This is a genomic window from Corallococcus sp. CA047B, assembly GCF_003612065.1.
Taxonomy (GTDB): Bacteria; Myxococcota; Myxococcia; order Myxococcales; family Myxococcaceae; genus Corallococcus; species Corallococcus praedator.
The window spans coordinates 1-12,346 of the sequence record NZ_RAWD01000283.1; the positions used below are offsets into that span (position 1 = coordinate 1).

Consider the following 12,346-nt stretch of genomic DNA (forward strand, 5'->3'; position numbering starts at 1 on the left):
ACGCCAGGGCGGGCGTGGGGCGGGGTTGGCGGAAATCGGACGGAGCCGGGCGCGGGGGTGCACACCCCTGGACGCCCCGTGAGGGGTGGTGGCCCGCTCGCTGACGAAACCGTGACCTGCCCGGGGTAGGAGCAGGCCATGGACGAGTTGAAGCCCAGGCTGCGAGGCGTGTCGCACATGCTCGCGTTCATCGCGGCGCTGGTGGCGTGCTTCCAGATGGCCCGGACCCCGGTGCAGGGCGTGCAGTACGCGGCCAACCTGACGTTCGGCTTCAGCATGGTCCTGATGTTCGGCGTGAGCGGGACCTACCACTGGCCCACCTGGACGCCCGCGACGTACCAGCGTCTGGGGAAGTTCGACCACGCGGCCATCTACATCCTCATCGCGGGCAGCTTCACGCCCCTGGCCACGCTGGACCTGGCGGGAGGCTGGAGCCGGCAGTCGCTCTGGGTGATGTGGATCGCGGCCCTCACGGGCGCGACGCTCACGCTGCTGGGCATCTCCGCGTCGCGAGGGCTGCGCTCCGCGCTCTACGTCGCGCTGGGGCTGGTGTCGACGCCGGTGATGTTGCGGCTGTCGGGCGTCATCGGCCCCACGCGGGTCGGGTGGCTCGTCTTCGAAGGCGTGCTCTACGCCGTGGGCGCCGTGGTGTACGCGCGCCGGTGGCCGGATCCGAAGCCGGAGGTGTTCGGCTACCATGAGCTGTTCCACGCGATGGTCATCGCCGCGGCGGCCGTGCACTACGTCATCCTGCTGGATGTCCTGAGTCCCTGGACATAGACGCTGTCCAGGGGAGAGGTCCGAGCGCCTGGGTCTACTGTCCCAACGCGACGTTCGCGATCCCGGGCGGGCCCCAGCTGCCGGGCGGCTTTCCACCACCGGCGTTGGTGACGCTGCTTGACAGCCAGTAGCCTTGCGCCGGGATGTTGTACGGGACGGACGTCGTGCTGCCGCCGACGACCTCGAACTGCATCACCTGGGTTCCGCTTGAGTCGGTCACCGCGACGTTCACCGACGTGTCGCCGTGGTGCCCGGCGCTGGCGGCGAACTCCAACATCGCGTACGGCGCCAGCGGCTGGCTCATATTGCCCCAGCTCACGGGGCAGTCATGGTTGGGCGTCAACGTCATCGTGAGCGCGTTCGGCGTGCAATTGAAGACCCGCGCGAGCAGCGTCTGGTTCCAGTTGGTCGACAAGGTGGTGCCAATGCTCTTGCTGTCCAGGCCGAGGATCGACATGACGCGCGTCGGGAAGGGCCAGCTCGGGCTGCCCATGTAGAACGCCGACGGGGTGACGCCCAGATTCCACACGTAGGTGGACATGAGCGTGGAGGACGGATAGCTCCCGTTCGAGGCGGCGAGGACGTAGAGGTCGTAGGCGCCAAAGTACTGCTTGGAGCCGTCCATCGTGACGACGCTCGTGTAGCAATCACTTGGCAGCTCTGGGGACATCGGCGCGAGCGACATCGACGCCTGGACCGAGTCCAGGAGCGACTGCTGGAACGCCTGCCACATGTAGTACTGGACCGGCATCAGCATCTGCGCGATCGCGAGGTAGATGCCGGGCGTGGCCGAATTCTCGAGGCCGCTCTCCGTGTCGACGGTCCAGGCCAGCGAGTCGGGGGCACCGGGCATCAGCGAGGTGAGCGACCCGATGGCCCGCATCTGCCCCCAGTCACCGAGCGCCGCCGTCATTTGATCCTGCGTCGCGGCGGTGAGGTGGGTGAACAAGGTCCCGACGTTCAGCATCAACTGGGAGACCGCCGCCTGGACCTTCCCCAGCGAACCGGGCTGGCCATACGAGGCGGCGGCGTTCAGCCCGGTCTGGATGAGCCCCGCGATGCAACCCCCGACGTCCGGCACGAGCTGGACGAACGACAGCGCGATGCCCTCGATGACGGCAACGGCGTCCCCGGACGCCTGCGTGCCCAGCCCCGTGATGCCCTCCGCGATCGAGTCGAGCAGCCCCAGCACGTTGACCTGCAGCGCGGAGTAGAACGTGCTGGCATCGGAGCTGAGGATTTGGATGGCGTTGGCGTACGTCAGCTCCTGTTGGATCTGCTGCTGCACCTGGGTCCACACGTCCGACGCAACACTGGACGGCGGTGGCGGTGTCAGCCCCGGGAGGTTCGCCAGCCAATCGGGCACGTCGGTCGTGTTGGTGTACTCGCCGCGGATCCCTTGGCTGCTGGTGATCTTCGGGAGAAGGTTCGCGCTGATGTAGTTGTAGGCGGTGAGCGCCTGCGGATCCGACGAGGTCGGGAACCCGAGCGGCATCTGCCCGACGATGGCGTCCAGCGGGTAGCCGTTCGTGTTGAACCAGGCCTGCTGGGACGCGGAGGTCGTGCTCCCTGCCGCCTTGAGGACCAGGGCGGTGCCCTGGGTCAGCGCGTTGTCGGGCACGGTCAGCAGCGCGCCGGACTGCACGTTGGCGATCTGCAGCACCTGCAGCGGCATGCCGCTCCACGTCACCTCCGACGCGGAGATGTTCCATTGCTGGGCGGGCGTGGCGATCATCTGCTTGGGGTACATCACCGCGGCGCCGTCAGGCATGGCGGTGAGCACGAAGTCGGGCGCCAGGTCGGAGGTGATGTACCCGTCGATGCTGTAGCGCCAGAGGTTGTTGTTCGGCCAACTGACATTGGAGAACGGCGGCTGCAGTCCAGGGGGGACGGAGCTCAAGGGCCAGAGGATCACGGGCGTCCCGCCCGTCGTCGCGTTGCCCTGGACGTTCGCCACGAGCGGCAACGGCGGCGCGAGCGTGGAACCTGACGTCGTGGCCGTCTGCCCCTCCACCGCTGACGGCTGCCAGTTCGACAGCGAGACGGTCCAGAGCGCGGCCGCCGGCGGTTGGCTGCCCACCGGGATCGCCACGACGCTCGCGCCCGCGGTGAAGTCACCGTTCAGCACCGCGAGCGCCTGGTTCGTCGCCCGGTTGATGAGGGTGCTCGCGTTGGGCATCCCGTACAGGTTGCCGCTGCCAAGCGTCCACAACTGGGTGTCGTCGCCGACGTCCACCTCGCAGGTGACGACCGGCTGCACGCCATTGGCGTAGGTCCCGAGCCCGAGCACGAGCGACGGGGAGAGCGCGCTCACGATGTAGCCGGACTGCGTGAGCCGCCAGAGGTCGTTGGTGGCGTTCGTCTGGGACGTCCAGACGATCACCTGGGTCCCCGGCGTCGACGAGCCGCCGGCGATGTTCAGCAGGAGCGTGCTCGGCGCACCGGCGGCGACGATGTTGAAATAGCTGGCATTGAGGGCGCTGCTCAGCGCCGTCGGCTGGTCGAAGGCCACGGGGAACGGATCCATCGTCCACAACGCGTCGGGCTGCGCCGGAGCGGTGCCGTCGAGCATCTCCAACGAAGCGCCATTGGTGTAGGCGGTGACCGTCAGCAGTTGCAGGCTCGCCGTGCTCTGGATCGTACCGGCGCGCGGCGCGTCGGCGACCTCACCGGCGTTCAGTTGCCACACCTGGGTGTTGTCGGTCGGGCTCTGCGTGGAGAGCACGACGCCGCCCGAGCCCACCGCGAGCACGAGGCTCGGGTCGTAGCCGTTGACGAGATACCCACTGGCCGTCAACCGCCACAACTGGCCCTGGGCCTGGACGCCGCCCTGCCGTTGGACGAGCTGCACCGCGGAACCCGAGGTCGAACCCGAGGCGCCAACCACGAAGGAAGGGTTCGTCGTGGACGCGATGTGGAAATACTGAGGCATGGGGCTCCCTGGTTTGAATTCCGGAAATAGAAGCCAAACCGGACTCCATCAGGAATAATCCCTTCAACGGCTTTTCTTGTTTTGCTGGATTAATATGTCCAGGGGCTTGGGACGGTAGCCCGTCGGCTGGGTATGCTGCGGGCATGGTGCCCTTGATCGACCACTCCGGGCTGCCGCCGGCCCAGCGCGCACGGCTGGAGCGGGAGCTGGCGCCGCTCACCCTGCTCCAGGACGTGGTGCGCTGGGGGTTTGCCCGGACGCCGCCCCGCGACGTGGCGGCGGTGGTGGTCCAGGACGAGTTCACCCACGACGTGGTGGTGCCCTGGGAAGGCGAGCGCTACCTCGTCTTCGACACCACGTGACTGGGCGGCGTGAACGCGGTCTCCGTGTGGGACCGTCAACCGAAGGCCGATGAGCTCCTGGACGCCCGGCTCGCCGCCGGATGGACGCCCACGCCGACGAGCACCGTCGACGGGGACGTCATCCTCGGCCATGCCGCGTGCCGGGTGCCTCCGAAGAAGGCGCCCTGACGCACGCGACGACTTCGGCCTCGGGGCTACTTCTTCTTCTCTTCCTTGGCCTTCTTCTTCTTCTCCTGCTTCTCCTTCGTCGTCAGCTTCGGCTTGTTGTCCTTCTTCGCCTTCTCTTGACCCTTGGGCATGGTGCGTCTCCTGTCGCCGGACAACGGCGGTCCCCAGCCTAACGTGCCGTGGGCCCGAAGTGCCCTGATTCGCGAGGCCCCGGAGAAAAGCGGGGGCCTGCTTCAGGGGTTGCCGCGACCGCCGGACGCACCGTGGATCTGCCCGGTGATGGCGTCCGTCTGAGCCCCTACGTGATGAGCGAAGTCCGCAGCCAGATGCCCTTTCCAATGTTCCGAGCGTCCACGGGCCGAAAGCCCTTTGAGCCCCCGGGTTGGCGTCGTGGTGGGCGAGCACCTACCGCTGTTGCGCGACGATGAGACCGCGCCGCACATCGACGGCGTAGAGTCCCCCGGCATCCGTGGCGGTGTCGTTCGGATCGCAGATTTCGGTGTGCGCGTAGATGCCAACCAGGATGATGCCATCCGGCAGCCGCTCCACCGCCACCTGATAGATGTCACGGCGGAAGAGGCACAACTCGACCGGCGTTGCGTTCTTGGGTGGCTTGCGGTCCAGGGGGAGAAGGTCATCCATCGCGAGTTGGACGGCGGTGGCGATGTCGCCATCCAAGAGCGTTGTCCGGCCCTCCTGGAAGGTGAGGGCCGGGAAGACGAACTTCTGGGCCTCTTCGGGAGGTGCATGAGGTGGGCGCTTCGAGCGCTGGAAAAGGGAGCACCCACTCAACGCAATGAGCGACAGAGCGATCAGCGATGCACGTGTCATCGGGATGCCTCCGACACAGGCAGAATGGTGCCATTGACCTTGTCCATGACGCGCCCGATGAGCACCCAGCGCCCCCCCTGCCGCACGAAGACCTCCCCGGGACGCTCCTTTCCGATGTTCGGGATGTACATCTGCACGGTGCACGCAGCGTCCATCTGGACGCGGAACGAGTACCGCTGGCGAGACTGCCAGCGGTCCTGGATGGACATCTGCGAGTAGCGCCAGGGGTGGGTGTGGTAGTCCGCGAGGATCTCCGTCCGCCCTCGTTCATCCACCACCTTCCGAGGCACGCGGCAGTTCTTGAAGTCCTTGTTCTCAGCGCTGAGGCGCCGCGTCTCCAGGGCGGCGGGCCAGGACGCATGGTAGCGGCCCTCATGGGCGTAGATGACCCCGCAGTACTCTTGGCCATACTCACCTCGTGGTGGCGCGGCAGCGGGTAACTCCATGAGCGGGATGCACAACTGGTCGATGACGGCATCCGCGTCGAGGGAGGCGGTGATGACAGGCCATGGCCCACGGACCCACGGAATCTCATGGCCGTCGCGGACCTCAATCCCGAAGTACGTTCCGTTTCCATCCCGGAGATACGAGGAGCCGCCACACGCCCAAAGCAGCGCGAGTGCTACCAGCCAGCGCAACGGCGACATGCCCCCCCTGGTGCTCCCCGGGGCGAGGGGAACGGCAGCGCGGAGGGCGCGCAAGGGATGGCGGGTGGCTGACATGGCGCGACATGCAATCACGGACACACTGGAAAGTTAACAACACCTAACGAAAGTCAGGGCTGGGCTGGCCGTTGGCACGGACATCCTCAGCTTGAGGAATCGGGTCCGTGAACTCGTCCCCGACGCCCGCGAGGGCATCTCCCGCGCGCCGGAGACCCTCGTGCCATTTCAGGCCTATCGCAGTCCGATTTCCCCCAAGACCCACGACGCCCCTCGGGACCGCGTGGAGCAGTGATTAGGCTTTCCGCGCCCGCTCCACTACGGGCCCAGGGGAACACCATGACTGACAAGACGCTCACCACCCAGTGCTGCATCGCGGGAGGCGGTCCCGCGGGGATGATGCTGGGCATGCTGCTCGCGCGCGCCGGAGTGGATGTCACGGTCCTGGAGAAGCACGCGGACTTCCTGCGCGACTTCCGTGGCGACACCATCCACCCGTCCACGCTGGAGCTGATGCATGAATTGGGATGGATGGATGAACTGCTCGCCCTTCCCCACACCAAGGCCCCGGAGATCCGCTTCCAGAGCGGCACGCACGACGTGGTGGTGGGGGACTTCCACCACCTGCCCACCCACGCCCGCTACATCGCGTTCATGCCCCAGTGGGACCTGCTCGACTTCCTCGCGCGCAAGGCCTCCGCCTGGCCAGGCTTCCACCTGCTCCGGCGCACGGAGGTGACAGACCTGCTGCGCGACAAGGGCCAGGTGGTCGGCGTCCAGGCCCGGACCCCGGACGGCGCCCTGGAGGTGAGAGCCCCCCTCGTGGTGGCCGCCGACGGGCGCACGTCCACCGTGCGTCAACGCTCCGGACTGGAAGTGGAGGAATTGGGCGCGCCCATGGACGTCCTCTGGTTCCGCGTTTCACGCAAGCCAGGGGACCCCTCCGGCCCCATGGGCCGCTTCGAGGGCGGGCAGATCTTCATCCTCATCAACCGGGGCGACCAATGGCAGTGCGGCCGGGTCATCTCCAAGGGCGCCTTCGAACGCGTGCGACAGCGCGGCCTGGACGCGTTCCGCGAGGACTTCGCGCGACTGGCCCCCCTCCTCGCGGACCGGGCCCCGGAGATTTCAAGCTGGGACGACGTGAAGCTGCTCACCGTGCGCGTGGACCGGCTGCGCACCTGGTTCCAGCCCGGCCTGCTCTGCATCGGAGACGCGGCGCATGCGATGTCTCCCGTGGGCGGCGTGGGCATCAACCTCGCCGTGCAGGACGCCGTGGCCGCCGCCAACCTCCTCGCCGCGCCGCTGCGCGAAGGCCGCGTGACGCCCCAGGACCTGCGCAAGGTTCAACAGCGCCGCGAACTGCCCACGCGCCTCACGCAGCGCGCCCAGGTGCTCATCCAGGACCGCGTGCTGCGCCCCGCGCTGCGAGCGCCATCGAACCGCACGGGCCTGCCCCTGCCGCTCTGGCTCATCCAGCACTTTCCCAACCTGCGCCGCATCCCGGCGCGGATCATCGGCCTGGGCTTCCGGCCCGAGCACGTGCGCACGCCGGCCACGCCAGCCACACCGCCCTCGCATTGAGGCACGCCGGGCAGCCAGCTCCAGCGGCCCCTCCACATGTCCAGTTGTCCCGGGACCTCCCTGCCCAAAGCATCGCAGGGAGTGCCTGACGCACGCGCCCCCCTCCACGCGCGGCCAGGACGGGAGAAGCCATGCAAATCTCACGAACAGGGCCCCTACGGCCCCTCGAGCCTCGAACGACGCATTCCCAGGAGGAGCTCCTTTCGAGCCACTGGGGGCGGACCGCTTCGGCGGTGCTCGCCGGGACGCTCGTGTCCCTGGGACTGAGGCGCCGGTCCTTCGGGGGCACGGTGGTGGCCCTGGCCAGCGGCGCCCTGCTCTACCAGGGGCTGCACTCCCGGCGGCGCGCGGCCCCAGGCGGCGCCCGCACGGCGCGCGGCCCACCGCCCTCCGAGCAGGCCCACCGCACCCACACCACGCACGTGGAACACACCGTCACCGTGGGCCGCCCGGCGGAGGTGTTGTACCGCCTGTGGCGCGATCCCCAGACGCTGGGCCGCATCATGGCCCCCTTCGCGGACGTCACGCCGACGGGGGGAAGCGGCCGGCATTGGAAGCTCCACGGACCGCTGGGACGCACGCTGGAGTGGGACTCCCGCGTCGTGGAGGAGCGCACGCCGGAGCTCATCCGCTGGGAGTCCATCGGGGGCGGCGCGCTGGTAGGCCAGGGCTGGGTGCGCTTCCGGCCCGCCCCGGCGAACTGGGGCACGGAGGTGACGCTGCACCTGGCCTTCTCCCCACCGGGACGCGCGCTGGCCGGAGCACTGGCGAAGCGGCTGCGCGGCATCCCGGCCCTGCAGTCAATGAAGGTGCTGCGCCGGTTCAAGAGCCTGGCGGAGACCGGAGAAATGCCCACCCTGCAGCACAACCCATCCGCTCGCGCGAGCGCGGACTGACCGGAGGACGAGCCCATGCGAGCCCTGTGCTGGAACGGAGTGAATGACCTGCGCGTGGAGACCGTCCCCGACCCGGAGATCGTCAACCCGCACGACGCCATCCTGCGCGTCACGATGTCGGCGACCTGCGGCTCGGACCTGCACTTCATCGACGGATACATCCCGACGATGCAGGAAGGCGACATCATCGGCCACGAGTTCATGGGCGAGGTCGTGGACATCGGGCGCGACGTGAGGAAGGTGAAGAAGGGGGACCGCGTGGTGGTGCCCTCGTTCATCGTCTGCGGCAACTGCTGGTATTGCGAACACCAGCTCTGGTCGCTGTGTGACAACACCAACCCGAAGCCTGAATACCAGCAGGTGGCGTTCGGCCATCCCACCGCCGGCATCTACGGCTACACCCATGCCTTCGGCGGCTACGCGGGCGCCCATGCCCAGTACGTCCGGGTGCCCCATGCCGACCACGACTGCTTCCTCGTGCCAGAGGGCCTGCGCGACGAGCAGGTCATCTTCCTCTCCGACGCGGCCCCCACTGGCTACATGGGCGCGGACTTCTGCGACATCCAGCCGGGCGCCACCATCGCCGTGTGGGGCGCGGGCGGCGTGGGGATGATGGCGATGCGCAGCGCCTACCTGATGGGCGCGGAGCGGGTCATCGCCGTGGATCGCTTCCCGGAGCGCCTGTCCATGGCCCAGCGGTTCGTCGGCGCGGAGACGGTGGACTACAGCCAGACGGAGAGCGTGGTGGACGCGCTCCGGGAGATGACGGGAGGCCGCGGGCCGGATGCCTGCATCGACGCGGTGGGCATGGAGGCCCACGGCACCGGGCCGGGCTACGCGTATGACCGGGCGAAGCAGGCGCTGCACCTGCACTCCGACCGGGGCCAGGCGATCCGCGAGGCCATCCTCGCCTGCCGCAAGGGCGGCACCCTGTCCGTGCTGGGCGTGTACGGCCTGATGGACACGTTCCCCCTGGGCGCCATCATGAACAAGGGCCTCACGCTGCGCGCCGCGCAGCAGCACGGGCAGAAGTACGTCCCGCGCCTGCTGGAGCACGTGGTGAAGGGCGAACTGGATCCGTCGTTCCTCGCCACGCACCACTTCTCGCTGGAGGACTCGCCGAAGGGCTACGAGCTCTTCAAGAAGAAGGAGGACGGCTGCGTGCGGGCCGTCTTCACGTCTTGAACGGAAGGGCACGTGTCCTGCGCTGAGCAGCAGGCGCCCGTGCTTCCCACAACTCAACACCCGCGCGCGGTGCCCCGCATCCAGGCATCGCGTGGGGCGGAGGGTTCTCCGTAGAGGGAGGGGCATGACCGTGTTCTTCCGAGTCCCGCTCTGCGTGGCGGCCGCGCTGCTCCTGACGGACTGCGCGCACCGCTCCACCCCGTCCCCGGCGGGCAAGGCGCCGGCCCTGCCCGCGCCGGACCCCAGCTTCAACGTGAAGCGCTACAGCTCGGTCGTCGGGTGGCCGCAAGGCAAGCGCCCCGTGGCCCCCGAAGGCTTTGAAGTGACGCGCTTCGCGGGCGACCTGCGCAACCCGCGCTGGACCTACGTGCTGCCCAACGGGGACGTGCTCGTCGCGGAGGCCTCCTCCGAGTTCAAGGACAAGGAGGACCAGAAGGAGTCCATCGAGTCCGGCAAGGTGCGCTCGCAAAACCTGGGCAACAGCGCCAACCGCATCACCCTGCTGCGCGACGCCGACCACGACGGCACCCCCGAGGTGCGCGACGTCTTCCTGGAGGACTTGAAGCAGCCGCTGGGCATGCTGCTGCTGGGCGACCGGTTCTACGTGGCCAACACGGATGGCCTCTGGCGCTACCCGTACACCGCCGGGGAGACGAAGCTCCAGTCCAAGGGGCAGAAGCTGTTGGACCTGCCAGCGGGCGGCTACAACAACCACTGGACGCGCAACCTCATCGCCAACGCGGACGGCTCCAAGCTCTACGTGTCGGTGGGTTCCGCCAGCAACGTGGCCGAGCACGGCCTCCAGGAGGAGGAGCGCCGCGCGAACATCCTGGAAATCAACCCCGACGGCACCGGCGAGCGCATCTATGCGAGCGGCCTGCGCAACCCCGTGGGCATGGCCTGGGCGCCGGGCACGCGCGTGCTGTGGACGGCGGTGAACGAGCGCGACGACCTGGGCGAGGACCTGGTGCCGGACTACCTCACGCACGTGGAGGACGGCGGCTTCTACGGCTGGCCCTACGCGTACTTCGGCGCGAACGAAGACCCGCGCCTGGCCGGTCAGCGCCCGGACCTGGTGGCCCGGACGCTGGTGCCGGACGTGGCCCTGGGCGCGCACACCGCGTCGCTGGGGCTGGCGTTCTACGAAGGGCAGGCGTTCCCGAAGAAGTACCAGGGCGGGGCCTTCATCGGGCAGCACGGCTCGTGGAACCGCGCGGAGCTGTCCGGCTACAAGGTCGTCTTCGTCCCGTTCCAGGACGGCCGGCCCTCCGGTCCGCCGGAGGACTTCCTCACCGGTTTCATCTCCAACACCTCCGAGGCCCAGGTGCATGGGCGCCCGGTGGGCGTCACGGTGCTGCCCGACGGCGCGCTGCTGGTCGCGGACGACGCCAGCAACACGCTGTGGAAGGTGTCCGCGAAGCGCTGAAAGGGTTGGCGAGGCGATGTCAGGCGTTGCCAGGAATTGTCAGCAAGCCCCCCGCGCCCTACCTTCCGGCGCGGACCAAAGGCAGACACGGCAGGCCGCCGTGTCGCCATCAGGAGAACAAAGCCATGGGAATCAGCAAGGGCAGTGCGCAGTGGACCGGTGGCCTGAAGGACGGCAAGGGCGCGATGAAGCCCGGCCACGCCGCCGAGGTCCCCTTCTCGCTCGGCACCCGCTTCGAGGGCCAGCCGGGCAGCAACCCCGAGGAGCTGATTGGCGCGGCGCTCTCCGGATGCTTCTCCATGGCGCTGTCGCTGGGCCTGGAGAAGGCGGGCCTGAAGCCCACCAGCATCAAGACGAACGCGGACGTGCAGCTCGACAAGCAGGGCGAGGGCTTCGCCATCACCACCATCGCGCTGAGCACCGAAGTCATCGTCCCCGGCGCGGACGACGCCCGGTTCCAGAAGATCGCCGAGGAGACCAAGAAGGGCTGCCCCGTCTCCAAGGCGCTCGCCGGCGTGAACATCACGCTCAAGGCGAAGCTCGTCGGCTGACGTCCGCCCGCCTCCCGTTGAACGAAGAAGGCCCCCGGGACGACAACCGTCCGGGGGCCTTCGCGCTTCAGGACCCGGAGCATCCCGTTCGATAATCAAGGCCTGTGGCCGATTCGCCGGCAGAGAGGTCTTTTCCACAGGTGGGTGAAACGGACGCATTCGCGGACGAGGTCCGGCGGGCGACGCAAGGGGAGTCGTCCGCCTTCGGTGAACTTTACCGTCGGACGCGGCCCCTGGTGGCGCGACTGGTCGCGGGTTTCGGCACATTGGATGCGGATGAGGTGGAGGACGTCCTCCAGGAGTCCTACGTCCGCGCGTTCCGGGGGCTGCCCCGGTTGAAGGAGGCCGGGGCCTTCACGCCCTGGCTGCTGACCATCGCGCGCAACCGGGCGCGCTCGAAGCTGGAACGCCGCACGGCCCTGCGGCGGATGGAAGACGCGCTGGCGGATCCCGAACCGGAAACGGTGCCGGCCCTGCCCGCGGCGCTCCAGGTGGAGCGCGACATCGCGGTGGTGCGGCAGCTCATCTCCGAGCTGCCCGAGGGCGAGGAGAAGAAGACCGTGCAGCTCTTCTATCTGGAGGGACAGTTGTCCGCGCGGGAGATCGCCGAACAGCTGGGCGTGGGCAAGAGCACGATCACGATGCGGTTGGAACGGTTTCGAGGGCGCATCAAGCGGGAGCTTCTCCAACGGGTGCTCGCCGGACGGTGGGATTGAGACATGAGACACCTGGATGCCGCCGTGATGCACGACCTCGCGAACCGGGAGCCCGGCGCGGTCGCCTGGTTTCGTGAGCACTTGGCCTCGCCGTGCGAGGTCTGCGAGACCTTCCTCGCCACCCATGCGGACGCGCTCGACGGACACGTGGACGCGCTCCTGCTGAAGCTGGCCCCCACACAAGCGGTGGAGGCCGACGTCGTGCCCCTGCGCCGCCCTGCCCCGCCCCCGCGCTTCGCCGCCCCCCCGGCGC

General features: G+C 68.5%; 12 protein-coding genes and 1 pseudogene. 10 read left to right on the top strand and 3 right to left on the bottom strand.

The genetic code is table 11. The features are described 5' to 3' along the window. Positions 1-138: 138 nt before the first annotated feature. Positions 139-780, top strand: coding sequence for a hemolysin III family protein (locus tag D7X74_RS32165; RefSeq protein WP_120536836.1), 642 nt, complete (start codon positions 139-141; stop codon positions 778-780). A 34-nt stretch (positions 781-814) separates the two neighbouring features. On the opposite strand, the gene D7X74_RS32170 is transcribed toward D7X74_RS32165, so the two are convergent. After that, positions 815-3,712: an RICIN domain-containing protein gene (locus tag D7X74_RS32170; protein WP_120536837.1), complete on the bottom strand. Its 2,898-nt coding sequence runs from the start codon at positions 3,710-3,712 to the stop codon at positions 815-817. 143 nt (positions 3,713-3,855) lie between these two features. Here D7X74_RS32170 and D7X74_RS32175 point away from each other — a divergent pair, with 143 nt between their 5' ends. Both D7X74_RS32175 and D7X74_RS43185 read left to right on the top strand, forming a co-directional pair. Continuing rightward, on the top strand, positions 3,856-4,074 hold the full coding sequence (locus D7X74_RS32175; RefSeq protein ID WP_120536838.1) for a hypothetical protein: 219 nt from the start codon (positions 3,856-3,858) through the stop codon (positions 4,072-4,074). A 9-nt stretch (positions 4,075-4,083) separates the two neighbouring features. After that, on the top strand, positions 4,084-4,242 hold the full coding sequence (locus tag D7X74_RS43185) for a hypothetical protein (protein WP_158620473.1): 159 nt from the start codon (positions 4,084-4,086) through the stop codon (positions 4,240-4,242). 405 nt (positions 4,243-4,647) lie between these two features. On the opposite strand, the gene D7X74_RS42770 is transcribed toward D7X74_RS43185, so the two are convergent. Both D7X74_RS42770 and D7X74_RS32190 read right to left on the bottom strand, forming a co-directional pair. Next, positions 4,648-5,073: a hypothetical protein gene (locus tag D7X74_RS42770; RefSeq protein WP_147444484.1), complete on the bottom strand. Its 426-nt coding sequence runs from the start codon at positions 5,071-5,073 to the stop codon at positions 4,648-4,650. Then, positions 5,070-5,720 carry a hypothetical protein gene (locus D7X74_RS32190; protein WP_233602348.1) on the bottom strand — a complete coding sequence of 217 codons (651 nt, stop codon included), beginning with the start codon at positions 5,718-5,720 and terminating at the stop codon, positions 5,070-5,072. Before D7X74_RS32190 ends, D7X74_RS42770 begins: the two co-directional genes overlap by 4 nt. Before the next feature lie 354 nt (positions 5,721-6,074). On the opposite strand from D7X74_RS32190, the gene D7X74_RS32195 reads away from it, so the two are divergent. The 7 genes and pseudogenes from D7X74_RS32195 to D7X74_RS32225 all read left to right on the top strand — a co-directional run. Further along, positions 6,075-7,319 carry an FAD-dependent oxidoreductase gene (locus D7X74_RS32195; RefSeq protein ID WP_120536841.1) on the top strand — a complete coding sequence of 415 codons (1,245 nt, stop codon included), beginning with the start codon at positions 6,075-6,077 and terminating at the stop codon, positions 7,317-7,319. Between the two features lie 251 nt (positions 7,320-7,570). Further along, positions 7,571-8,215, top strand: a complete 645-nt coding sequence (locus D7X74_RS32200) for an SRPBCC family protein (RefSeq protein ID WP_158620472.1) — start codon at positions 7,571-7,573, stop codon at positions 8,213-8,215. A gap of 15 nt (positions 8,216-8,230) precedes the next feature. Next, positions 8,231-9,400 carry a zinc-dependent alcohol dehydrogenase gene (locus D7X74_RS32205; RefSeq protein ID WP_120536843.1) on the top strand — a complete coding sequence of 390 codons (1,170 nt, stop codon included), beginning with the start codon at positions 8,231-8,233 and terminating at the stop codon, positions 9,398-9,400. 124 nt (positions 9,401-9,524) lie between these two features. After that, the gene (locus D7X74_RS32210) at positions 9,525-10,826 is read left to right on the top strand and encodes a sorbosone dehydrogenase family protein (protein ID WP_120536844.1); all 1,302 of its coding nucleotides are present in this window, start codon (positions 9,525-9,527) and stop codon (positions 10,824-10,826) included. A gap of 125 nt (positions 10,827-10,951) precedes the next feature. Further along, complete coding sequence (locus D7X74_RS32215; RefSeq protein WP_120536845.1) at positions 10,952-11,377, top strand: OsmC family protein; 426 nt, start codon at positions 10,952-10,954, stop codon at positions 11,375-11,377. A gap of 140 nt (positions 11,378-11,517) precedes the next feature. Beyond that, positions 11,518-12,093: an RNA polymerase sigma factor gene (locus tag D7X74_RS32220; protein WP_120536846.1), complete on the top strand. Its 576-nt coding sequence runs from the start codon at positions 11,518-11,520 to the stop codon at positions 12,091-12,093. Positions 12,094-12,096: 3 nt separating this feature from the next. After that, positions 12,097-12,346: pseudogene (locus D7X74_RS32225) on the top strand (hypothetical protein); the annotation flags it as partial.

Coding starts and splice junctions, on each gene's coding strand:
- D7X74_RS32165 (WP_120536836.1), top strand. CDS start 139: ATGGACGAGTTGAAGCCCAGGCTGCGAGGCGTGTCGCACATGCTCGCG.
- D7X74_RS32170 (WP_120536837.1), bottom strand. CDS start 3,712: ATGCCTCAGTATTTCCACATCGCGTCCACGACGAACCCTTCCTTCGTG.
- D7X74_RS32175 (WP_120536838.1), top strand. CDS start 3,856: ATGGTGCCCTTGATCGACCACTCCGGGCTGCCGCCGGCCCAGCGCGCA.
- D7X74_RS42770 (WP_147444484.1), bottom strand. CDS start 5,073: ATGACACGTGCATCGCTGATCGCTCTGTCGCTCATTGCGTTGAGTGGG.
- D7X74_RS32190 (WP_233602348.1), bottom strand. CDS start 5,720: ATGTCGCCGTTGCGCTGGCTGGTAGCACTCGCGCTGCTTTGGGCGTGT.
- D7X74_RS32195 (WP_120536841.1), top strand. CDS start 6,075: ATGACTGACAAGACGCTCACCACCCAGTGCTGCATCGCGGGAGGCGGT.
- D7X74_RS32205 (WP_120536843.1), top strand. CDS start 8,231: ATGCGAGCCCTGTGCTGGAACGGAGTGAATGACCTGCGCGTGGAGACC.
- D7X74_RS32210 (WP_120536844.1), top strand. CDS start 9,525: ATGACCGTGTTCTTCCGAGTCCCGCTCTGCGTGGCGGCCGCGCTGCTC.
- D7X74_RS32215 (WP_120536845.1), top strand. CDS start 10,952: ATGGGAATCAGCAAGGGCAGTGCGCAGTGGACCGGTGGCCTGAAGGAC.